Source organism: Skermanella stibiiresistens SB22, from assembly GCF_000576635.1.
GTDB lineage: Bacteria > Pseudomonadota > Alphaproteobacteria > Azospirillales > Azospirillaceae > Skermanella > Skermanella stibiiresistens.
The window spans coordinates 276,713-297,937 of the sequence record NZ_AVFL01000004.1; the positions used below are offsets into that span (position 1 = coordinate 276,713).

The window sequence follows — 21,225 nt, forward strand, 5'->3', positions numbered from 1 at the left end:
TGCCGGCCGGTGCTGGATGGACCGGGCAGAACGCCGGGCCATGACGGGTCACCGCCTCCCCGAACGCGGCGTCCAGACCGCGACCCATCCAACCACGACCCATCAAACCGCTATGTTGTCGATCAATCTGGTCCGACCCAGGAAGGCCGCCGCGAGAACGCGCGCCGGACGGTCGGCGATCTCCAGCGGTTCGAGCGACGCGGCATCGCAGATCGCCAGATAGTCGATGCGGTCGAACCCCGCCGCGCGCAATCTCTCCAATCCCCATTCGATGGCGCTCCGGCACCGGGTCGGTTCCGCCGCGACATCCGCCGCGACGTCGAACAGCACGGTGTTGAGCTGGCGCGCGATGGTCAGCTGATCGGGCGTCAGGTAGGCGTTCCTGGACGATAGCGCCAAGCCCGCCTCGTCCCGCACCGTCTCCGCGCCCTCGATCATGACCGGAATGTCGAGGTCGCGCACCATGCGGCGAATGACCTGGAGCTGCTGATAGTCCTTCTGACCAAACACGGCGACATCGGGCAGGCATTGCAGCAGCAGCTTGGACACGACCGTGGCGACGCCATCGAAATGGCCGGGGCGCAAGGGGCCGCACAAGCCTTCGGTCAGTCCGGCGACATGGACCGTCGTGGAGAAGCCGTCGGGATACATCTCCCCGACATCGGGCGCGTAGAGCAGGTCGGCTCCGACGCTCGCCAGCTTGGCCGCGTCGGAGGCCTCCTGGCGCGGATACTTCGAGAAATCCTCGTTCGGGCCGAACTGGGTCGGGTTGACGAAGACGCTGACCACGACATGATCGGCGCCCCGGCGCCGCGCCGCCTGGACCAGACTGAGGTGACCCTCGTGCAGGGCGCCCATGGTCGGCACCAGTCCGACCTTCTCGCCGGCGGCCCGCCACGTGGCGACCCGGGCGCGCAGATCGGCGACGGTCCGGATTGTGGTCAGGTTCTCGGTCATTCCGTTGTGCTCCCACCGGGTTTGACGCCGCTCGGCCTGGCCGCGAAGACGTGCTCGGGGCCGGGGAACCGGCGAGCGCGCACGTCGTCGGCGTAGGCCCGTGCCGCCGCCGAGACTTGCTCCCCGAGATCGGCGTATCGCTTGACGAATTTGGGGGTGAAGTCGTTGAACAGGCCAACGATGTCCTCGGTGACCAGGATCTGGCCGTCGCAGGCGGGCGAGCCGCCGATGCCGATGGTCGGGACCGCGAGGTCGTTGGTCAATTGGCGGGCCAGCGGCTCGACCGTGCCCTCGATCACGATGGCGAAGGCGCCGGCGTCCGCGATGGCGAAGGCGTCGGCGGCGATGGCGTTGCTCTCCTGACCGCCCCGGCCGCGCGCGCGGTAGCCTCCCAGCGTGTTGACCGACTGGGGGGTGAGGCCGATGTGTCCAAGCACGGGGATGCCCCGCTTGGTCAGGAACGCGACGGTCGAGGCCATCTCGACGCCACCCTCCAGCTTGACCGCCGCGCAGCCCGTCTCGGCCATCACCCGCGCGGCGGCCCGGAACGCGACCTCGGGCGATTCCTGATAGGATCCGAATGGCAGATCGACCACCACGCACGCCTGCGACGCGCCGCGCGTGACGGCGGCGCCATGGGCGATCATCATGTCGAGCGTCACCGACAGCGTGCTTTCCATGCCGTACAGCACCATGCCCAGACTGTCGCCCACCAGCAGCATATCCACGTGGGCGTCGAGCTGACGGGCCATCGGCGTGGTGTAGGCGGTCAGCGAGACGATCGGCGTGCCGCCCTTCCTGGCGGAAAGTTCGGGCACGGTGACTCGACGTCGGCGGTCGGGGACACTCATGTCGCGTTTCTCCCCTTTCTGGGCGCGGCTTCAAATGGTGCGCCTAGATATAATGTTGGAACCCCCACGTCACGATGATTGGACGAATACGGTCGGTTTTGTCGTCGAATTCCCGCCATGCGGAAGTGGCGGGACTCTCTCCGGGAGGCACTCGCCGCGTGCTCCCGGCCGCCGTCTGTGGCAGCATGGATGGGCACGCACGCGGCGGGGAGAGGACGATGTTTCTTGATGAGACGGCGTCGATCGGCCGGAACGAGCCCCGGCTTGGCAATGGGGTGGCGGTCACCGACATCGACGGTGACGGAGCCTGCGAGTTCGTCGTCGCGGGCCATGGCTGCGCCAACCTGGTCCTAAAATGGGACGGTAAGCGGCTGGTCGACATCGCCGATCCGGTGATCGCCGACAGCCAGCGGAACGCCATCGGCCTGTGCGCCGCCGACGCCGATGGCGACGGCCGCGAGGAGCTTTACGTCCTCAACTCGGAAAGCGCCGCCGGGAGCGGACGGTTCGGTGACCGGCTGTTCGCCTGTTTCGGCAAGCGCTGGCTGGACCTGTTCGCGCAGCCGGAGAACTTCGCCGTGATCAACCAGACGGTGGGACGCTCGGTCGCCTGCGTCGACCGGGCGGGCACCGGCAAGTACGGTTTCGTCGTCGCCAACAAGGGCGGGCGCTTCCGGCTGTACGAGTTCGACCGGCGCGGCCACGTCATGGACATGGCGGAGGAGGTCGGCATCGACCTGGAGGGTGCTGGACGGGCGCTGGTCAGCCTGCCGCTGGTGTCGGAGCGGATGGACATCTTCGCCGCCAACGACCACGGTCCCAACTTCCTGTTCCGCAACCTGGGCGACGGGACTTTCGAGGAGATCGCGGCCGAATGGGGCGTCGCCGACCCGCTGGGGCAGGGCAGGGGAGTCGCGGTGCTGGACGCCGATGGCGACGGGCTGTTCGATCTGGTGTGCGGCAACTGGCAGGGACGGCACAGGCTGTTCATGCAGCGGGCCGGCGGCGGATTCGTCGAGTCGGCGCCGGAGGACATGGCGGAGCCTTCACGGGTGCGGACCGTCATCGCGGCGGATTTCGACAATGACGGGTACGAGGAGATCCTGTTCAACAATCTGGGCCAGCCCAACCGGCTGTTCGCCTGGACCAACGACCGCTGGACCGAGGCCGAGATCGGCGACGCGGAGGAGCCCCATGGCCATGGGACGGGGGCGGCGGTCGCGGATATCGATGGCGATGGCAGGCTGGAACTGCTGATCTCGCATGGCGGGACGGGTCCCCAGCCGCTTGGCTTCTACCGGCCTTATCCGAACGACAATGGCTGGCTGCGGGTGATGCCCCTGACGGCGGCGGGAGCGCCGGCGCGGGGTGCCGTCGTGACCTGCACGGCGCGCGGACGGACCCAGCGGCGGGTGATCTGCGCCGGCAGCGGTTATCTGTGCCAGATGGAGCCGGTGGCGCATTTCGGGCTGGGCGCCGTCCACTCGGTCGAGCGGGTCGAGGTGCGCTGGCCCGATGGCGCGACGCGGACCGTCGAGCACCCACACGCCAACCGGATGGTGCGGGTCGAGCATCCGGGCCACTGAGGGATTGGATGCCGAGGGATTGGTTCGCGCTGGTCAGCGCCGTTCAATGGACTAGACTGTGACCAATCGGCTTGTTCCGATCTGGACTACCCGTGATGGAGAAGACCCTTGGCGATTGCCCACCCCTACCTGCTGTTCCTTGGCGACGCGCCCGACGCCTTGTCGGCCAAGACCGCCGACGGCGTCGCGCGCTGGCGCCGTGACTGGTGCGTCGGCCAGTTGCGCCTGGACGGCTGCAAGGCCGACTTGGGCCTGCCCGACAAGAGCCTGGAGGAGGCGGCGGCCGAGGGCGCCAAGACCCTGATCATCGGCGTCGCCAACCGGGGCGGCAAGTTCGCTCCCGCTTGGCAGGAGAGCATGCTGAAGGCGCTCGACCTGGGCATGGACATCGCCAGCGGGCTGCACAACAAGATCACCGACCTCCCGGCGGTGGCGGCCAAGGCCAAGGAGTTGGGCCGGTCGCTCCACGACGTCCGGCATCCGACGCGCGAGTTCGAGATCGGCACGGGCGAGCGGCGGACCGGCAAGCGGCTGCTGGCGGTCGGCACCGACTGCTCGATCGGCAAGATGTTCACGGCGCTGGCGCTGGAGAAGGAGATGCGGGCGCGCGGCATGAACGCCGACTTCCGCGCCACCGGGCAGACCGGCATCCTGATCGCCGGCGACGGCGTCTCGATCGACGCGGTGGTGTCGGACTTCGTCTCCGGCGCGGTCGAGTTCCTGACCCCGGCGAACGACCCCGATCACTGGGACGTGGTCGAGGGGCAGGCGTCGCTGCTGCATCCGAGCTACGCGGGGGTGACGCTGGCGCTCGTCCATGGCGCCCAGCCGGACGTGATGGTGATGTGCCACGAGCCAACCCGGCCGCACATGCGCGGGCTGCCGAACCGAACGGTGCCGGACATCAAGGACTGTATCGCGGTCCACGAGGCGGCGGCGCGCGTGACCAATCCGCACGCCAAGGTGATCGGCTTCAGCGTCAACACGGCGGCGATGGACCAGGCCGAGGCGGAGAAGTACCTGAAGGACCTGGCGGACCAGTTCGGCATGCCGGCGGTCGATCCGGTCCGGATGGGCGTCGCCCCGATCGTCGACCTGCTGGGTTGACGGACATGGTGGGCGCATCCGCGAAACGCACCCTGTCCGTCCGCCGCGAGGTCTTTCCGATCCGCGGCACCTTCCGCATTTCGCGCGGCGCCAAGACCGAGGCCCATGTGGTGGTGGCCGAGATCGACGATGGCGGCGTCGTCGGCCGGGGCGAGTGCGTGCCCTATGCCCGCTATGGCGAGAGCATGGACTCGGTGGTGGAGCAGATCGAGGGCGTGGCTAGCGCCATAGCGGCGGGGCTGGACCAGGAGGGCCTGCTCGACGCCCTGCCGGCCGGCGCCGCCCGCAACGCGGTGGACTGCGCGCTGTGGGATCTCTCCTGCAAGCTGACCGGGCAGCCGATCTGGCAGGTGGCCGATCTGGAGGCGCCGCTGGCGCCGGTCGTGACGGCCTACACGCTGAGCCTGGACACCGTGGAGAACATGGCCGCCGCCGCGCGCGCCTCCGCCCGGCGGCCGCTGTTGAAGCTGAAGCTGACGGGCGACGGCGACCTGGAGCGGGTGACGGCGGTGCGGGAGAACGCTCCCGACGCCCGGCTGATCGTGGACGCCAACGAGGGCTGGACGCTGGAGCACCTGAAGCGCTACGGCGACGCCTTCGCCAAGCTGGCGGTCGAGCTGATCGAGCAGCCGCTGCCCGCGGGTCGGGATGACGACCTGCTGGGGTTCGAGTGCCCCGTTCCGCTGGGCGCCGACGAGTCCTGCCATGACCGCTCGACGCTGGACGAGCTGCGCGGCAAGTACCAGGTGGTCAACATCAAGCTGGACAAGACGGGCGGGCTGACCGAGGCGATGCGGCTGAAGGCCGCCGCCGAGGCCGCCGGCTTCGACATCATGGTCGGCTGCATGCTGGCGAGTTCGCTGGCCATGGCGCCCGGCGTGGTGATCGCCCAAGGCGCCAAGCTGGTCGACCTGGACGGGCCGCTGCTGCTGGCCGAGGATCGGAAGCCCGGGCTGCGGTTCGAGGGCGAGACGGTGTTTCCGCCGGAGCCAAGCCTGTGGGGATGAGAGGGTGGGGATGACGGGGCGGGGAGTGGGATCATGGGCGTGACGCGCGACGATCTGGGCCGCCGCATCGATCAGGCGTTGGGGCGGACCAAGGCCGATCTGGTGATCAAGGATACCCGGTTCCTCAACGTGGTGACCGGCGAGATCGCCGAGGGCGACATCGCCGTGTGCGGCGACGTGATCGTCGGCACCTATGAGAGCTACGAGGGCGAGACGGTGATCGACGGGCGCGATCTGATCGCGGTGCCGGGATTCATCGACACCCACGTCCATTGCGAGAGCACGCTGGTGACCCCGGCGGAGTTCGACCGCTGCGTGCTGCCGCGCGGCACCACGACGGCGATCTGCGATCCGCACGAGATCTGCAACGTGCTGGGCGAGGAGGGGCTGAGGTATTTCCTCGACAGCTCGACCGGGCTCGCCATGGATCTGCGGGTCCAGCTGTCGTCCTGCGTGCCCGCGACCGAGCTGGAGACCTCGGGCGCGCGGCTGGAGGCGGCGGATCTGATCCGGCATCGCGGCCACCCCCAGGTGATCGGGCTGGCCGAGTTCATGAACTTCCCCGGCGTGCTGCACAAGGACCCGGGCGTGCTCGACAAGCTGGCGGCGTTCCAAGGCGGCCACATCGACGGGCATAGCCCGCTGGTGACCGGCCGCGATCTCAACGCCTATCTATCGTGCGGCATCCGGAACTGCCACGAGACGACCAGCGTCGAGGAGGCGCGGGAGAAGCTGCGGAAGGGCATGCAGGTGCTGATCCGCGACGGCAGCGTGTCGAAGGACGTCAACGCGCTGGCCCCGATCATCGACGCGTTGACCTCGCCGTTCCTGGGCTTCTGCACCGACGACCGCAACCCGCTCGACATCGCCGAGGAGGGCCACATAGACCACCTGATCCGGCGCTCGATCGCGCTGGGGGCGCCGCTGGAGTCGGTCTACCGGGCGGCGACGTGGTCGGCGGCGCGGGGCTTCGGGCTGACCGACCGCGGGCTGATCGCGCCCGGCTTCCGGGCCGACATCGCGCTGCTCGACGATCTGGCCGATTGCCGCGTCAACTCGGTGATCCGGAGCGGCCGGCTGGTCGGTCCGGAGAGCTTCGAGGGACGGCGGATCGTGCCGCCGGTGGGACTTCGGTCACTCAAGCTCGACCCGGTGACGCCGGAGGTGTTCCGGACCCCGTCGGGTGGGCCGTCAGGGCCGGTGATCGGGCTGATCCCGGGCAAGATCCTGACCGAGCACCTGACCGCCAGCCTGCCGTACCGCGACGGCCTGCGCCATCCCGATCCGGACGCCGACATCCTCAAGGTCTGCGTGCTGAGCCGCCACGGCACCAACCGCAACGTCGGCCGCGGCTTCGTCAAGGGCTTCGGCTTGCGGCGCGGCGCGCTGGCGTCGAGCGTCGGCCATGACAGCCACAACGTCATCGTGGTGGGAGCGGATGACGGCGACATGGCGGTGGCGGTCAACCGGCTGATCGAGCTGCAGGGCGGCTTCGTCGCGGTGCTCGATGGGGTGGTGGTCGGCGAACTGGCCCTGCCGATGGCCGGCCTGATCAGCGACCTGAGCTTCGAGGAGGTCGAACACCAGTTGACGGCGTTGCGCTTGGCGGTCAAGGGCATGGGCTGCCCGTTGGCGGAGCCGTTCCTGCAATTGGCCTTCCTGCCCCTGCCGGTGATCCCTCACCTGAAGATCACCGACATGGGTCTGGTGGATGTCGACCGCTTCGAACTGATCCCGGCTTGAGGGGCGTCAACCCGCCCGTTCGACGGCCAGTTTGACGTCGGCGTGGAACAGGGGTTCCTCGACGCGGTTACCGCGCAGGATGTAGCTGGGGTGGAAGGTCGGGACGACGATGGCGCCGTCCAGCAGGCGGCAGGGGAGTTCCTGGCCGCGCAGGGCCGTGATGCCGCTCTGGCCGGTCAGCGCCCACAGGGGCGTGCGGCCCAGGGCGATTATCACCGCTGGCCTGATCTCCGCCAGGGTCTTCCGCAGGTGCTCGATCTCGCCGGCGTATTGGGCGAGGCAGTAGTCGGAGGTGCCCATCGGGCCCAGGTCCTCGGCGATCCCGACTCCCATCTTGCGCGCCTTGGTGCGCGACGAGAAGAAGTGGCCGACCTTGTTGCCGGGCGGCTGGTGGCGGAAGGTGTTGCCGACCAGACAGGTGGCGCGGTCCAGCCCGACGGATTTCAGGTTCTCGTCGAGCATGCGGCCGCTGACGCCGACGAAAGGCCTCCCGGTGCGGGCCTCTTCGGCGCCGGGGGCCTCGCCGATGATGGCGATCCTGCCCCCGGCTGAGTCTTTGGTGGGATACTGGTAGTCGACGAAGGGAAGTTCGCCGGCGGTCGGTAGATCGGTCACTGTGTCGGCTTTCGCAGCAGGTTGACGCGGATCGGCTGGTCGAACCAGAACGCGCCCTCCCGCCGTTCCGCGACACTGTCGAACAGCGCGCGCAGTTCCGCGTCACGGTCGCGGATCAACGTGGAGCGGGTCGGATCGACGCCGGCCATCCGGTTGGCGAAGCCCTCGTAGTCGTCGAGCCTCACCGGATTGAAGTAGAACAGTTCATCCGCCGATTCCAGCACGCGCACCGCCTTGATCGCGGCGTGGGCCAAGGCCCGGACCTCCGTCTCGTCGTCGACCAGCTTGGTGAGTTCGAAATAGCCGCCGGTCGGCTCCGGTTCATGCACGATGGCGATGCCGCCGGGCTTCAGCACGCGCGCCGCCTCCCGCAGGGCCTTGCCCATGTGGGCGCCCGGGACGTGGTGCAGGCTGTTCAGGAAGATGACGGCGTCAGCGTCGTTGTCGGGCAGCGGCAGGTCCTCGCCGACGCCCTTGAGGAAGCGCTCCCCGGCGACCGGCGCGGCGGCGCGGGCCTTCGACAGCGCCTCGTCCAGGATCTCGACGCCGGTGACATGGGCGCCCCGCTTGGCCAGGGCCCGCGCCAGCGCGCCCTCGCCGCAGCCGACATCGACGACCCGGGCGCCAGCCAGCGGGATGATGTCGGCGATCACATCCAACGTCTTCCGGCGCGGGTAGGGGGGGCGTGTCTGGTCGGCCATCTCGTCATTTCCTCTCGGCTCGGCGTTCCCTCCCTCGGACATGACGGGGGGATCATTGGAACAGCTTTTGGTCCAACGAAGCGGGATACGCAAGGTCGACGGGGAGGGGACCGTCAGGCGCTGAGGTCGAGGACGCCGCCTTGCGGTCCCTGGCCGATGGTGCGGGCACGGGCGGCGGCCGACGCCATGCTGTCGACGTTGCGCTGGTCGGATGACTTCATCTCGGTCACGAAGGCGCTGGTCGCACCGGTCAGCGTCGGGACGCGGGCACCGGGCTGGGTCGAGGCGTTGTTCCGCTCGAGCGCTTTCCTGTCGTCGCCGACGATGGAACTGGTGATGCCGGTCAGCGGCTCGGTCTTGGCGTTGACCTTCATGCCGTTGTTGGTGGCGGCGACCTGCCGGTTGACGTCCTGGTTGAACGCCTGGGTCTGTGGTGTCAGGTCCCGGACCTTCGGGGCCGCCCGCATCAGTTCGGGCGAGATCGGGGATGCGGCAACCACGGCGGAACTCCGGTGTCCAGCGAAGACTATCCTTATATTAGCCGATTCTTCAGGATTAATCCATACATCTTGATCGTGGTCGGTGCTGTCACTCTCGAGTTTGGGGTTGCGCGGTATGCAGTCGATGGGGTACACGCGGGCCAGCATCAAGAGTTGGGCTGGCGCCCAACACCAACCTGCCTTCCCGGGCAAGGTGGTGGCTTCCCGCGGGAAGCGATGCGGCCTGAACCGGCAATCATACGGGAACGAGCCGCCGCGTCAGCCCTCCTCGGCACCTGAGCCAGGAGGGTTTTTCCATGTCTGAACGTCAGCCCGTCGCCCCGGCGACCATCCCGCTTTGCGGTCCCGCCGACACGCTCGAACTGATCGCCGGCGGCAGCCGGGCCACGGCGCGCGAGCCGGATCGGTGCGAGTGGGTGTTTGGCGCGGTCCACCGGGGCTTCGGCACCTGGACCCACCTTTATCTCGTGATCGAGTCGAGCCGGCTGGGCCGCTCGGAGATCCGGCTGAGCCTGGTCCTGGAGGGTGATAGGCTGGACGAGGCGCGCCGCCGCGCCGTCGCCGGTTGGTGGCGACCTGTCGACTGAACTTCCGTCTTGGTCTCAGTCCCGGCCGGCCAGCGCCTCGACCAGCCGACCGATCTCCTCCTCGGTGTTGTAGTAGTGGACCGAGGCGCGGACCATTTCTGTCAAGCCGCGCGCGTCCATGTCGAGCCGGGTGGAGGGCGCCGCCGTGACGGAGACGTTGATGCCGCGCGCCGCCAGATCGCGCTTGATCTCCGCCGCGGGCCGGGGCGCCGTGAAGGTGACGATGCCGCAGCGGACCTCGCCCAGGTCGCGGATGGTGTGGCCGGGCAGGGCGGCGATGCGGCGGCGCAGGCTCTCCGCCAGTTCCGCGACACGTTCCCAAATGGCGTCCAGGCCCCAGCCAAGCGCGTAATCGACCGCGACGCCAAGGCCGATCTGGGCGGCCACGTTGCTTTCCCAGTTCTCGAAGCGGCGGGCGTCGGGGCGCAATTCGTAGCGGTCGGCCGAGACCCAGGTGGCCGCGTGGTTGTCGAGCATCGGCGGCTCCAGGCGCTCCAGCAGCGATTTCCGGACATGGAGGAAGCCGGTGCCGCGCGGCGCCCGCAGGAACTTGCGGCCGGTCGCCGACAACATGTCGCAGCCGATTTCCTGGACGTCGACCGGCATCTGTCCCACCGTTTGGCAGGCGTCGAGCAGATAGGGGATGCCATGCGCCCGCGCGATCCGTCCGACGGCCGCCGCAGGGTTGACCAGCCCGCCATTGGTCGGGATGTGGGTGATCGAGATCAGCTTGACCGTCCGGCCGGCGGGGTCGGGCCGCACCATGTTGGCGAGCGCCGCCACGTCGAGCTGGCCATGGGCGTCGTTCGGCACCACCTCGATCACCGCTCCGGTCCGCTTGGCGACCTGGAGGTAGGGGATGAAGTTGCTGGAATACTCCGACATGGCCGTGACGATCCGATCGCCGGGGCCGAACGGCAGCGAGTAGAACGCCATGTCCCAGCCGACCGTCGCGTTCTCCACGATCGCCACCTCGTCCCGGCCGCAGTTGATCAGGCTGGCGATGGCGTCGTAGGTTCGCTCGATCTTGGCGGAAGCTTGGGCCGCCGCCTCGTAGCCGCCGATCCGCGCCTCCAGTTCCAGGTGCGAGATCACGGCGTCGAGCACGGGACGCGGCGGTAGGGCGGCCCCCGCGTTGTTGAGGTGGATCACATGATCGGTTCCGGGCGTTTCGGCCCGCGCCCGTTCCACATCCAGTTTCATGATCTTCTCGGTCGCTCGCCAGGGGATGCCAAACCCAACTCCAATAGCGCACTGTCGGGCGCCCGACAAACGGGGCAACCGCGCATCGCCTTCATTTTCCGGAACACTGACCCGCCGATGGTGTTGATTTGCGGCAAATGGGGCATGGAGTTACCGGGATGAGCCGCGACAACGACGATTTGAGAGCCACCAAGGGACCGGAGCGGAACCCCGGCACCGCCGACGGTACGGGGGAGGGCGGCGCCGATCGCAGCCCGGAGGAGATCGAGCGCGACATAGCCGGCATCCGCGCGCGCATGGACCAGACCTTGGACGAGTTGGAGTTCCGCCTGTCGCCCGGCCAGCTGTCGGCGGGGGCCGTCGATCTGGTCAAGGACGTGATGCGTGGCAATCCGAGCCGGCTGGGTGACGCGATCCGCAACAACCCCATTCCCGTCGTCATGATCGGCATCGGCGCGCTGTGGCTCGCCATCGCGATGGGCAAGCCGCCCCGCGAGCGTGACGGCGGCGAGGATGGACGGGGAAGCCGGCTGACCCCGGCGGACATCTCCGACGTGCTGTCGCCATTGATCGCGGTGACGCGACAGGGTGTCGACGGACTGCGCCAAGCCGAGGGCAGGATCGGCGATCCCCAGGTCCAGGCCATGATCCGCGAGATCGCCCAGCAGCACGACCGCGCCGCCGCGGCGCTGGAGGAGGAGATCCGCCGCCATGGCGGGGCGCCGGGAATGGGCGTGCTGCCGCCCGGCCGGCCGCACCCGGCCTGGAGCGAGTTGCGCCGCGCCTTGGTCACCGGCGAGACCGCCGCCATCATCAGCGGCATCGAGAACGGCGAGGACTCGGCGCTGGAGGCGTTCCGCATGGCGCTCCACACGGATCTGCCGGAGGAGACGCGGGTGCTGGTCGGCGCCCAATTCCACGCGATCCAGCAGAGCCACAACCGCATGAGCGCGCTCAAGGGCGCCACATCCTGACGGGGGGAGCTGACACATGTTGGGATTGAGCAAGACCGCCCATCGGGAAGCCATGGCCGACCGCTATATCGGACCCAGCCAAGGCCGCGACAAGGGTGCCGGGCAGGACCGGCACCTCGCCCGCGAGAATGGCCGCGGCCGGAACGCGGAGCGGCCGAGCGAGCTGCGGCGCGCCGGCTGGCGCGACGTGCTGTGGCGGGTCAAGGAGGAGACCGACAAGGACAACATCTCGATGATCGCCGCCGGTGTGGCGTTCTACCTGATGCTCGCGATCTTCCCGATCCTGGGCGCCACCGTGTCGATCTATGGGCTGGTGGCCGATCCCGCCGACGTGCAGCGCAACTTCGAATCGGTGGCGGGCGTGATTCCGGATCAGGCGCGCTCGATCATCGTCGATCAGTTGAGCGCGGTGGCGTCCGCCTCTGGAGGGGAACTGGGCTTCAGCGTCCTGATCAGCATCGCCTTGACGCTTTGGAGCGCTTCGCGGGGCGTCAACGCGGTCATCACGGCTCTCAACATCGCCTATGACGAGAAGGAGGAGCGCGGCTTCATCTGGCTGAACGCCATCGCCCTGGGCCTGACCATCGCGATGATCCTGTTCATGATCGTGACCTTGGCGGTGGTCGTTGGCTTGCCCGTGGTGATCGGTTACCTCAACCTGGGCGAGACGGTGGAATGGACGGTTCGGCTGGCGCGCTGGCCGATCCTGGGTGCCGCCGTGATGCTGGCGCTGGCGGTGCTGTACCGCTACGCACCCGATCGCGAGACGCCGCGGTGGCGCTGGGTCAGTTGGGGAGCGGTGGTCGCGACGCTGATCTGGATACTGGGCTCCGTCGCCTTCTCGGTCTACGTCTCGAACTTCGCCGACTACAACAAGACCTATGGCACCATGGGTGCCGTCATCATCCTGCTGCTGTGGTTCAACCTGTCGGCCTACGCGGTGCTGCTCGGCGCCGAGCTGAACGCCGAGATGGAGCACCAGACGGCGCGGGATACGACCACCGGCCAGAACAAACCCCTGGGACAACGCGACGCCTATGTCGCCGATACGGTCGGCCACCGTCCCTGATCGCCGCCCCGGATTTCACGGCATCCGAAAATATCCGATCGCCTCGGTACGCCGCTCCAAAGCGAGGGGGCGGCGTACGGGGCGTTCGGGCAGGCGTGGTACTCCAATGACACGTACAAGGCATTGGGGGTGCCGCCCTCTCCCATGGCATCGGTCGCCTCCCCCAAGCGTTCGTTCCAAGGTAAACCTTCGATAGCGGCTTGATTGCAACAGCTTAATGGAACAAACGAGCTTAATCCGGAAAAGGAACTGGATGAATCTCGATATCGAGTAAAATATGGTGCCGAGATAAAGTGGTAGCACACTACAGAGTGAAACGAGAGAAAAGAAAATATCAAATTTTAAGTTCTCGTCGCCAGTCTGAAACCTGCCAACGGGCTTACGACGTTATTGTCCGAATGATAGGTGTAAATTGTGTTTACCCTTTACTATGTGCATGGGATTGTTGCAGTGCGATATTGGTATGCGCTATGCGGAAGTTCTCGATCTCACGTGTTTTGAGGCGACGTAAATCAGCCGGTTTGCTGACCCTCGGCTGCCGGTGCGGGGAATTTCAGAATGCTCAATGACTTCCAGATTTCCGTAAAATCTGGCCCAAATCATCGGACCAAGGGTCAACTTCGATCCTTGCAGCCCGCTTTGTTCCAATTTTTCGTCGATGTCGCCGCCGTCTTCCTGGCTGTCCTGATCGCCCATATCGGCATCGGCCTGTTCAGCAGCGCGCCGACCACCTTTCTGTTCAATCCGACCCTGCACGCCCAGGAGCTGGCGGTCGTCCTGCTCATCGTCCCCTCCATGAAGGCGATGGTCGGACTGTATCCCGGATATGGCATGTCGCCGGTCGAACGCCTGCGCCGCCAATTCATGATCCTGATCGGCACCGTCGTCGGCGTCACGGTCGTGGACCTTGAGTTCAACGAGGCGATCTGGTTCAGCAACGGTCTGCTGCTCTCCCTGCTGGTCCTGGCCGTCCTGATCTGGATCTCCGACGCGCTCGGCCGGGCCATCCTGATGCGGCTCCGGCTGTGGGGGCGCCCCTGCGTCATCGTCGGCACCGGCAAGGCGGGCATCGACATCGTCCGCCGGCTCGGCCAGAACGAGCATCTCGGCTACAATCCCGTCCTGTTCATCGACGAGAACCCCAATCTCTGGGGCACGACGGTCGAAGGGTTGCCAGTCGTGGCGCCGACGGTCGGCACCTCGACCGACGAACGGCTGGTCCGGTACGCCTCGGTCGGCATCCTGGCGGTTCCGCGCGACCAGCCCGAACGGCTGAACGAGATGATCGGCAACCTGCCGTTCTCGACGATCCTGGTGGTGCCCGAGTGGACCGGGGTCCAGACCGTCAACACGCGGATCCGCGACCTGTCCGGCATGTTCTCGCTGGAGGTGCGGCGCCCGCTGGGCGCCAGCGTCACGCCGCTGGTCAAGCGCCTGTTCGACATCGTCACGTCGGCCCTGCTGCTCGTCCTGGTGACGCCGCTCCTGCTGCTGATCGCCATCGGCATCAAGCTCGACAGCAAGGGTCCGCTGCTGTTCCGCCAAGCCCGCTGGGCGGGGGGATCGCGTTCGTTTCCCGCGCTGAAGTTCCGGACGATGCACGCCGACGCCGAACTGCGGCTGAAGGAGTTGCTGGCGACCGATCCTGTCCTCCGGCGGGAATACGAGATGTACCACAAGCTGACCCACGACCCGCGGGTGACGCGGTTCGGCCGCATCCTGCGGCGTCTCAGCTTCGACGAGTTGCCCCAGCTGTGGAACGTGCTGATCGGCGACATGAGCCTGATCGGCCCACGCCCCTACATGCCGCACGAGCTGATCAAATACCCGCACCAGCAGGAGGTGCTGGCTCGTGTCCGTCCAGGCATCACCGGTCTATGGCAGGTTTCCGGCCGCCATCGCACGACCTTCGAGCGCCGTATCGAACTGGATGTCTACTACGTCGAGAACTACTCGATCTGGCTCGACCTGCATGTCCTGATGCGGACGGTCTGGATCGTGGTCAAGGCCGACGGGGCGTGATCCGGCGGCGTGACCGTGTGTACGACCTGAAAGGGCGCCGGACTTACCAGTCCCGCGCCCTTTTCGTTTGTCGATCATCCGCTGCACGGTCTGCGCTGTCTGTTTGAAAAAGAACAGAGATTTTCCACTTTAGGTCGGATGGAGCGTAGCGGCACCCGACAAGCGGGCGAGTTGGTGTCGGGTGCCGCTACGCTCCATCCGACCTTATGAATCCGCACGCCTCGTCAAGCCACTTGGCGTCTTGAGGTGCCGATGAGTGCTATTGGGGCATCGTGAAATGCCATGTCTCGACGCCGCCAGCTGGGCCGCCTCGAGGCGCACAAAGAAAAACGCGGCCGGAGGCCGCGTTCTTGTAGTGATAGACTTCCGTGGTTCGCCTCAACGCTGGCTTCGGGCCGCGCGGCGGCGGCCGGCGCCGGTCATCAGGAGCCAGGCGACGATCCAGGGCTCGACCAGATAGCGGTGCCAGAAACGCTTGGGGTCGCTGAGCAGGCGGTACAGCCATTCGAGACCCAGGGGCCCCAGCCAGCGCGGCGCCGTGGGCACGGCGCCGGCGAAATACTCCATGCAGGCGCCGCAGGTGCCGATGCAGTTGGTCCGCAGGCTGGCCCTGTTCTCCGAGATCCAGTGCTCCTGCCGGCCCATGCCCATGCCGACGATCAGCATGTTGGGACGGAAGGCGTTGATGTGGGCGACCACGGCGGCGTTCTCGGCACTCCCCGGGGTGGCGTCGAAATAGCCGTCGTGACCGTCGATGGCGAGATCCGGGTATTCCCGGCGCAGGCGCGCCAAACCATCGGCCAGTACCTGGGCCGTGCCGCCCAGATAGTAGATCCGCCATCCGGAGCGCTGGGCGCGCTCCATCAGGGGAAGGAACCAATCGATCCAGCCGGTCCTGTGCCGCGCGTCGAGGTCGAGACCTGCGGCGCGGCCCAGCCAGACGATCGGCATGCCATCGATGTGGACGCACGTCTTGTCGTCGTCGTGCAAGGCGCGGAAGACGTCGTCCTTGAACAGCTTGTACATGCCGTGGAGGTTGAGGCTGGCGATCACCACCTTGTCGTCCGCGGCGATCGACCGATCCATGAGGGTGAACAGATCGTCCATGGTGGTCGGCGTCACCTTCACACCGAAGATGTCGTTCGACTTGAATCCCAGAGGCATGCTGTTTTCCTGATGGAGCTGTTCGGGTACCGGAATTCGATCGGCGGCGGGCCGCTCAGTTTTTGAAGTAGCTGCCGCGCCGGCCCATGTAGTACTCGGCCTCGCCCGAGCCGTACCGGGCCGCCTTGTTGGTGTCGACCTGGTTCAGCGTGACACCCGCGATGTTGGCGCCGGCGTCGAGAAGCTGGCGGATGGCCAGCTGGACCAGCTTGCGCGGGGTCTTGCGCCACTTGACCACGACCACGGTCTGGCTCGCCTTCTCCGCCAGGATCCGGGTGTCCGACACCGGCAGCACGGGCGGGGCGTCGAGCAGGATCATGTCGTACTGCGGACGCAGGTTGAACAGCATCTGGTCGAACAGCGGGTTCCGGATGGTCTCCTCCGGGTAGTCGGTCGGCGATCCGGCGGTGATCACGTCGGCTCCGGTCCGGGCGTCGGTCCGCATCACGTCCGGCAGCGTCACGTCGCCGTTGAGGAAATCGGCCAAGCCGCGCTGGTTCGGCAGGTTCAGCACCTTGTGGATGTTGGGACGGCGCAGGTCGCAGTCGATGATCAGCACGCGGCGGCCGGCGATGGCGATGACGCGGGCCAGCGTGGCGGCCAGCGACGACTTGCCCTCGCCCGGCACCGCCGAGGTCAGCATGATGATGTTGCCGCTGCCCTTGCGCTGGTGGGCGATGATCAGCGAGGTGAACAGGCTCTTGACCGCCTGCGAGTAGGCCGACGCCGGCTTGTCGAGCGCGTAGTCCTGCGGCGACTTGTTGCGGCTCAGCCGGCCCGAGCGCACCAGCGGGACCATGCCGAGCGACGGCAGGCGCAGCATCCGCTCGATGTCCTCCTGGGTCTGCATGCCGCGCTCGAGCTGCTCGGCCAGGAAGACCAGGACCAGGCCAAGGCCGATCGCCATGACGAGGGCCACCGCGATCAGCAGCGTCTTCTGCGGGTAGGACGGGGCGAGCGGGGCGTTGGCGGTCGAGACGATCCAGGCGTTGGGCTGCTCCAGGTCGACCGACTGGGTCTCCTTCGAGCGGGCCAGGAAGTTCTCGAACAGCGCCCGGTTGGCCTCGGCCTCGCGCTGCAGGGCGCGGATCTCGACATCGGACTGGTTGAGGCGGGTGGCCTCAGTCTCCAGCCGACCCATCGACTGCTCCAGCGAGGTGACCCGCTGCTGCGTCACGGCCGCTTGGTTGCGGAGAGCCCGAAGCCTGTTGTTGGCCTCGTTGTTGATCTCGCCCGCGATCGAGCTGATCTGGGACTTCAGGTCGACGACCTGCGGATGGCGTGGCCCGAGATTGTTCAGCAGCTCGGCCTCGCGCTGGCGCAACGTCGCCTCCTGGGCGCGCAGGCCATTGACCAGGGTGCTGTCGACCACGTCGAACACCGCCCGGGCGCCCCGCGCCTGGACCGCGTTCTCGACGCTGCGCAGCTGGGCCTGGACCGTGTTGTTCTCGGCCCGCGCCATCACCAGCTGGGTGTTGAGCTGGGTCAGCTGCTCGTTGACCAAGCCGGCGTCACGGCCCTGGACGACACCCGTCGCGGCGCGGGCGGTCTCGACCGCGCGCTCGGCCGTCTCGACCTCCTCGCGCAGCCGGGTCAGGCGCTCGCCCAGCCAAGTGTTGGCCTTCTGGCGCGCGTCGAACTTCTGCTCGAGCTGCTGGGTGATGTAGAGGTTCGCGATGGTGTTGGCCACGGTGGCCGCCAAGGCGGGGTCCTGCGAGGTGAAGTTGATCGTCAGCACGCGCGACCGGCCGACCGACACGACACTCAACCGGCTGAGGAAGGTGGTCAGGATCGTCGTTTGGAGGCGGGCCTCCTCGGCGGCCGGATCGGGCACCACCGGCTCCTCGGTGACGATCAGGCTCTTGAGCCATTGGACCGGCGGCAGGTCCCGGAGGCTCGGCATCTTGAAGGCGTCGGGGTTCTGTTCGGCCGCGACCTGGGGATTGAACTCGGCCAAGCGGTCGATGCCAAGCTGTTTGATCACGCGCGTCGCGAGCTCGTCGGACTTCAGGACCTCGATCTCGCTTTCCATCGTCGACTGGTCGGCGGGGACGCCCGCGACCAGGGATTCGATGTTGATGACACGCTGTTCGCGCGGGTCCACCATCACGGAGGTGTTGGCGGTGAAGAGCGGCGTCATCATGTAGACGTTGATGATGCCGAGCAGGGTCACGATCCCGATCGTGCCAAGCAACAGATACTTACGGCGGGACAGGACCATGAGCAGGTCGCCCAGCCCAAGCGTCGGAGCGCTCCGGGAGGATCCCTCCTCGTGTGTGGTCCAATCATGCCGCTCGATCTCTTGGCGGTCCGGCGTCAAAAGCTTGTTCATCGGTGATATCCGGTAGTTTTACACGCGCGTGTCGCACAGCGAAGAGAACATGCCCCTAGGAGGCGATGTTCATTGAAATGCCGGGTGTCTTCCACTGCGCAAGAAGGACTTTACTAAAAGGTGGTGGTCCATGGCCATATGAGGTAATGGATTATCACCAATGCGCAACAACCTTGCATGCATTATATTTGACGTCGCTTTCGTGAGTCCAGGGTGTTTTGCGGTGCGGCATAATTTCGGCTTAACTTTGACGCTCCGACACCCGAATATTGTAGTTTCTATATATGGCCGTTGCATGGCAAAAGGTCGCCGAAGGCTTGCCATCAATGGGTGCCCACTCCGGGTAGGGCTAAATTGCCGTGGCGCTTCGCTGAACAATGGGCACCATCACGCCTTTCGTCGGGACTTCGCGTCGACCCTCCCCATTCTTCAGCCGCTGTTTCAACTTGTCCGATGACCTCTGGAATCATGACCGCATCAGCGCCGATGGCGCCAAAGATCTCCTTGTTCCTCCAGGACCTTCATGGCGGTGGCGCTGAAAGGGTGATGCTGCGCTTGGCGGCCGGTATCGCGGAACGTTCGCACCCCGTCGACCTCGTGCTGATCCGGCGGGAGGGCGCCTTCATCGACGCCATTCCACCCGGCGTGCGTCCCGTGGTGCTCAACACCAAGCGGACGCTCAACAGCGTCGCGGCCTTGGCGCGGTACCTGCGGCGCGAACGTCCCGCCGCCCTGCTGTCGGCGCTGGTCCATGTCAATGTCGGCGCCTTGCTGGCCGCCACGCTGGCGCGGACGCGCACCCGCACGATCGTCACCGAGCATAGCCAGATCACGCGGAATTTCTCGGCCAACTCATCCACCACGGTCAGGCTGGCCTATCGGATGGTCCCTTGGCTGTACCCGAGGGCCACCAGGATCGTCGCCGTGTCGGCCGGAGTGGCGGACGACCTCGCCCAGTTCTCCGGCATGGCGGTGGATCGGATCAACGTCGTCCACAATGGCATCGTGACGCCCGATCTCCACGCCAAGGCGGTGGAGCCGTGCGACCATCCCTGGTTCCGGCCGGGCGAGCCGCCGGTCATCCTGGCCGCCGGACGGATGGTCGACGTCAAGGACTTCGCGGCCCTGATCCGCGCCTTCGCGCTGTTGCGGACCCGGCGCGACGCCCGCCTGATGATCCTGGGCGAAGGGGAGTTGCGGCCCGACCTGGAGCTGCTGGCGCGAACCCTCGGAGTCGCGGACCATGTCGCGATGCCCGGTTTCTTCGACAATCCCTACGCCTTGATGTCGCGGGCCGCCGTGTTCGTCCAATCGTCCCGCTGGGAGGGACTGCCGTCGGTGCTGGTCGAGGCGATGGCCTGCGGCACGCCGGTGGTGGCGACCGATTGCCCGGGGGGCACCCGCGAGATCCTGGACGACGGCAGGCTGGGCGCCCTGGTCCCGCTGGACGACGACCAAGCCATGGCCGACGCCATCGGCCACACGCTGGACAACCCCGTTCCGGCCAACGCCATGGCCAGCAAGGTGGAGCAGTTCACCCTCGAACGCGCGGTCGACACCTACCTGGAACTGGCGCTGGGCCGGCCGGGCGGGCAGGGGCTCCCGGAGCGGCGCCGATGATGGCCGCGGCTCCCCTGGCGGTATCGGAAGTGGCGTCCCGCTCGCGGCTGGTCCTGCTGATCACACACATGGATCAGGGCGGCGCCCAGGAGGCGCTGCTACGGCTGGCGCGAAGCCTGCGGGCACGTGGACACGATGTGGAAACGTGGTTTCTGTATGAGAAATCGGCGCTCTACCGGAACGAGGAGCGTATCCGGGTGGTCTTGCCGGAGAAATCTCCCGGCGCCCTGGGCTATCTGCGGATCGTCGGCAGGCTGTATGGCCTGCTGAAGGCGCATCGCCCCGACGCCGTGATCAGCTTCCTGCCGCTCGCCAACAGCTTCGGCCAGACGGTGGCGCGGGTGGCGGGTGTGCGCCGTCGGGTGGCGTCGCAACGCAATCCGTTCTGGACCTACACGCCGTGGATGCGGCGGCTGGACAAGCTGGCCGGAACACTGGGCTGCTACACCGCCAATGTCGGCAATTCCCAGGCCGTGGTCGACAGCTTCGTGGATTTTCCCAAGGCGTATCGTGACCGCCTGAGCGTCGTCCACAATGGGATCGACTGGCGCCCGTCCTCCCTCGACCCCGCCGCGGCGCGGGCGCGCTTCGGCTTGCCGGCGGACGAACCGGTGATCCTGAGCATCGGCCGGCTGGCCGAACAGAAGAACCAGTCCTTGCTGCTGCGGGTGCTGCCGTCCGTCTCGGCCGGCCATCTGGTGCTGGCGGGAGACGGCGAGGATCGCGCCAAGCTGGAGCGGCTGGCGGCTGATCTGGGTATCGCGCACCGCGTCCGTTTCCTCGGCGAGGTCACCCGCGCCGATGTTCCCGATCTGTTGCGCGCCGCCGACATCTTCGCGATGCCGACGCTGTTCGAGGGGCAGAGCAATGCCGTCCTGGAGGCGATGCACGCCGGTTTGGCGATCGTCTCCAGCGACATCCCGGCGCAGACCGAGACGCTGGGGGGGCCGGGAAATGGTCAGGGTCAGGGCGCCGCGGGATTGCTCCTGCCGCTCGACGACGACGGTGCCTGGGCCGCGGCGCTCGACACGCTGGTGCGGGACCCGGCGGCGCGCGCGGACTTGGCGGCACGGGCACTCGCGCGCGCCGATCTGTTCACCGTCGACCGGATGACCGACGGTTTCGAACGCCTGGTGGATACCTCGGCACCGGAGGGGCGGGTTTATCGGCCCCAGCCGGGCTGAGCC

The 21,225-nt window shown here is 67.2% G+C and carries 18 protein-coding genes and 1 riboswitch; of the genes, 10 read left to right on the forward strand and 8 right to left on the reverse strand.

The features are described from left to right. Nucleotides 1–102 precede the first annotated feature (102 nt). Both panC and panB read right to left on the reverse strand, forming a co-directional pair. Nucleotides 103–957: a pantoate--beta-alanine ligase gene (gene panC, locus N825_RS07945; RefSeq protein WP_037449317.1), complete on the reverse strand. Its 855-nt coding sequence runs from the start codon at nucleotides 955–957 to the stop codon at nucleotides 103–105. Continuing rightward, nucleotides 954–1,808, reverse strand: coding sequence for a 3-methyl-2-oxobutanoate hydroxymethyltransferase (gene panB, locus N825_RS07950; RefSeq protein WP_037449318.1), 855 nt, complete (start codon nucleotides 1,806–1,808; stop codon nucleotides 954–956). Before panB ends, panC begins: the two co-directional genes overlap by 4 nt. A 218-nt stretch (nucleotides 1,809–2,026) precedes the next feature. Between panB and N825_RS07955 the strand changes: the two genes are divergently transcribed. From N825_RS07955 to ade, 4 genes are all read left to right on the forward strand, one after another. Beyond that, nucleotides 2,027–3,394: a CRTAC1 family protein gene (locus tag N825_RS07955; RefSeq protein ID WP_037449320.1), complete on the forward strand. Its 1,368-nt coding sequence runs from the start codon at nucleotides 2,027–2,029 to the stop codon at nucleotides 3,392–3,394. Between the two features lie 108 nt (nucleotides 3,395–3,502). Then, nucleotides 3,503–4,501 carry an N-acetyltransferase DgcN gene (gene dgcN / locus N825_RS07960; RefSeq protein ID WP_037449321.1) on the forward strand — a complete coding sequence of 333 codons (999 nt, stop codon included), beginning with the start codon at nucleotides 3,503–3,505 and terminating at the stop codon, nucleotides 4,499–4,501. A 5-nt stretch (nucleotides 4,502–4,506) separates the two neighbouring features. Next, entirely contained in the window at nucleotides 4,507–5,508 is a 1,002-nt protein-coding gene (dgcA, locus tag N825_RS07965) for an N-acetyl-D-Glu racemase DgcA (RefSeq protein ID WP_037449323.1), read from the forward strand. Between the two features lie 33 nt (nucleotides 5,509–5,541). After that, nucleotides 5,542–7,251: an adenine deaminase gene (gene ade / locus N825_RS07970; protein ID WP_037449324.1), complete on the forward strand. Its 1,710-nt coding sequence runs from the start codon at nucleotides 5,542–5,544 to the stop codon at nucleotides 7,249–7,251. 6 nt (nucleotides 7,252–7,257) lie between these two features. Here the strand turns inward: ade and N825_RS07975 are convergent, their stop codons facing one another. The 3 genes from N825_RS07975 to N825_RS07985 all read right to left on the reverse strand — a co-directional run bounded on the left by N825_RS07975 (nucleotide 7,258) and on the right by N825_RS07985 (nucleotide 9,067). Continuing rightward, entirely contained in the window at nucleotides 7,258–7,866 is a 609-nt protein-coding gene (locus N825_RS07975; protein ID WP_037449325.1) for a uracil-DNA glycosylase, read from the reverse strand. Continuing rightward, entirely contained in the window at nucleotides 7,863–8,567 is a 705-nt protein-coding gene (locus tag N825_RS07980; RefSeq protein ID WP_051511724.1) for a class I SAM-dependent methyltransferase, read from the reverse strand. Before N825_RS07980 ends, N825_RS07975 begins: the two co-directional genes overlap by 4 nt. A gap of 113 nt (nucleotides 8,568–8,680) precedes the next feature. Next, nucleotides 8,681–9,067: a hypothetical protein gene (locus N825_RS07985; RefSeq protein ID WP_157619050.1), complete on the reverse strand. Its 387-nt coding sequence runs from the start codon at nucleotides 9,065–9,067 to the stop codon at nucleotides 8,681–8,683. A 138-nt stretch (nucleotides 9,068–9,205) separates the two neighbouring features. Continuing rightward, a riboswitch (SAM-I-IV-variant riboswitch) is annotated at nucleotides 9,206–9,316 on the forward strand. 47 nt (nucleotides 9,317–9,363) lie between these two features. Between N825_RS07985 and N825_RS07990 the strand changes: the two genes are divergently transcribed. Continuing rightward, nucleotides 9,364–9,654, forward strand: a complete 291-nt coding sequence (locus N825_RS07990; protein ID WP_037449327.1) for a hypothetical protein — start codon at nucleotides 9,364–9,366, stop codon at nucleotides 9,652–9,654. A gap of 15 nt (nucleotides 9,655–9,669) precedes the next feature. On the opposite strand, the gene N825_RS07995 is transcribed toward N825_RS07990, so the two are convergent. Next, complete coding sequence (locus N825_RS07995) at nucleotides 9,670–10,857, reverse strand: aminotransferase class V-fold PLP-dependent enzyme (RefSeq protein WP_037449330.1); 1,188 nt, start codon at nucleotides 10,855–10,857, stop codon at nucleotides 9,670–9,672. 158 nt (nucleotides 10,858–11,015) lie between these two features. On the opposite strand from N825_RS07995, the gene N825_RS08000 reads away from it, so the two are divergent. The 3 genes from N825_RS08000 (at nucleotide 11,016) to wbaP (ending at nucleotide 14,922) form a co-directional block, all read left to right on the forward strand. Next, nucleotides 11,016–11,831, forward strand: a complete 816-nt coding sequence (locus N825_RS08000) for a PA2169 family four-helix-bundle protein (RefSeq protein ID WP_037449333.1) — start codon at nucleotides 11,016–11,018, stop codon at nucleotides 11,829–11,831. Nucleotides 11,832–11,847: 16 nt separating this feature from the next. After that, complete coding sequence (locus tag N825_RS08005; RefSeq protein WP_037449335.1) at nucleotides 11,848–12,900, forward strand: YihY/virulence factor BrkB family protein; 1,053 nt, start codon at nucleotides 11,848–11,850, stop codon at nucleotides 12,898–12,900. A 627-nt stretch (nucleotides 12,901–13,527) separates the two neighbouring features. Then, nucleotides 13,528–14,922 carry an undecaprenyl-phosphate galactose phosphotransferase WbaP gene (gene wbaP / locus N825_RS08010; protein WP_198038227.1) on the forward strand — a complete coding sequence of 465 codons (1,395 nt, stop codon included), beginning with the start codon at nucleotides 13,528–13,530 and terminating at the stop codon, nucleotides 14,920–14,922. A gap of 378 nt (nucleotides 14,923–15,300) precedes the next feature. Here the strand turns inward: wbaP and N825_RS08015 are convergent, their stop codons facing one another. Then, on the reverse strand, nucleotides 15,301–16,086 hold the full coding sequence (locus N825_RS08015; protein WP_051511708.1) for a WecB/TagA/CpsF family glycosyltransferase: 786 nt from the start codon (nucleotides 16,084–16,086) through the stop codon (nucleotides 15,301–15,303). Nucleotides 16,087–16,141: 55 nt separating this feature from the next. Then, complete coding sequence (locus N825_RS08020; protein WP_037449336.1) at nucleotides 16,142–18,418, reverse strand: GumC family protein; 2,277 nt, start codon at nucleotides 18,416–18,418, stop codon at nucleotides 16,142–16,144. A 468-nt stretch (nucleotides 18,419–18,886) separates the two neighbouring features. Between N825_RS08020 and N825_RS08025 the strand changes: the two genes are divergently transcribed. Together N825_RS08025 and N825_RS08030 are read left to right on the forward strand one after the other, a co-directional pair. Next, nucleotides 18,887–20,038, forward strand: coding sequence for a glycosyltransferase (locus N825_RS08025; protein ID WP_084164531.1), 1,152 nt, complete (start codon nucleotides 18,887–18,889; stop codon nucleotides 20,036–20,038). Further along, nucleotides 20,035–21,222 (forward strand): glycosyltransferase, encoded by a 1,188-nt coding sequence (locus N825_RS08030; RefSeq protein ID WP_051511710.1) that lies wholly within the window; start codon nucleotides 20,035–20,037, stop codon nucleotides 21,220–21,222. The genes N825_RS08025 and N825_RS08030 overlap by 4 nt, the downstream gene beginning before the upstream one ends. Nucleotides 21,223–21,225: the final 3 nt, after the last annotated feature.

Excerpts from the sequence above, each read along its gene's own strand:
- panC (WP_037449317.1), bottom strand. The coding sequence starts at position 957 with ATGACCGAGAACCTGACCACAATCCGGACCGTCGCCGATCTGCGCGCC.
- panB (WP_037449318.1), bottom strand. The coding sequence starts at position 1,808 with ATGAGTGTCCCCGACCGCCGACGTCGAGTCACCGTGCCCGAACTTTCC.
- N825_RS07955 (WP_037449320.1), top strand. The coding sequence starts at position 2,027 with ATGTTTCTTGATGAGACGGCGTCGATCGGCCGGAACGAGCCCCGGCTT.
- dgcA (WP_037449323.1), top strand. The coding sequence starts at position 4,507 with ATGGTGGGCGCATCCGCGAAACGCACCCTGTCCGTCCGCCGCGAGGTC.
- ade (WP_037449324.1), top strand. The coding sequence starts at position 5,542 with ATGGGCGTGACGCGCGACGATCTGGGCCGCCGCATCGATCAGGCGTTG.
- N825_RS07980 (WP_051511724.1), bottom strand. The coding sequence starts at position 8,567 with ATGGCCGACCAGACACGCCCCCCCTACCCGCGCCGGAAGACGTTGGAT.
- N825_RS07990 (WP_037449327.1), top strand. The coding sequence starts at position 9,364 with ATGTCTGAACGTCAGCCCGTCGCCCCGGCGACCATCCCGCTTTGCGGT.
- N825_RS07995 (WP_037449330.1), bottom strand. The coding sequence starts at position 10,857 with ATGAAACTGGATGTGGAACGGGCGCGGGCCGAAACGCCCGGAACCGAT.
- N825_RS08000 (WP_037449333.1), top strand. The coding sequence starts at position 11,016 with ATGAGCCGCGACAACGACGATTTGAGAGCCACCAAGGGACCGGAGCGG.
- N825_RS08005 (WP_037449335.1), top strand. The coding sequence starts at position 11,848 with ATGTTGGGATTGAGCAAGACCGCCCATCGGGAAGCCATGGCCGACCGC.
- N825_RS08015 (WP_051511708.1), bottom strand. The coding sequence starts at position 16,086 with ATGCCTCTGGGATTCAAGTCGAACGACATCTTCGGTGTGAAGGTGACG.
- N825_RS08020 (WP_037449336.1), bottom strand. The coding sequence starts at position 18,418 with ATGAACAAGCTTTTGACGCCGGACCGCCAAGAGATCGAGCGGCATGAT.
- N825_RS08025 (WP_084164531.1), top strand. The coding sequence starts at position 18,887 with ATGACCGCATCAGCGCCGATGGCGCCAAAGATCTCCTTGTTCCTCCAG.
- N825_RS08030 (WP_051511710.1), top strand. The coding sequence starts at position 20,035 with ATGATGGCCGCGGCTCCCCTGGCGGTATCGGAAGTGGCGTCCCGCTCG.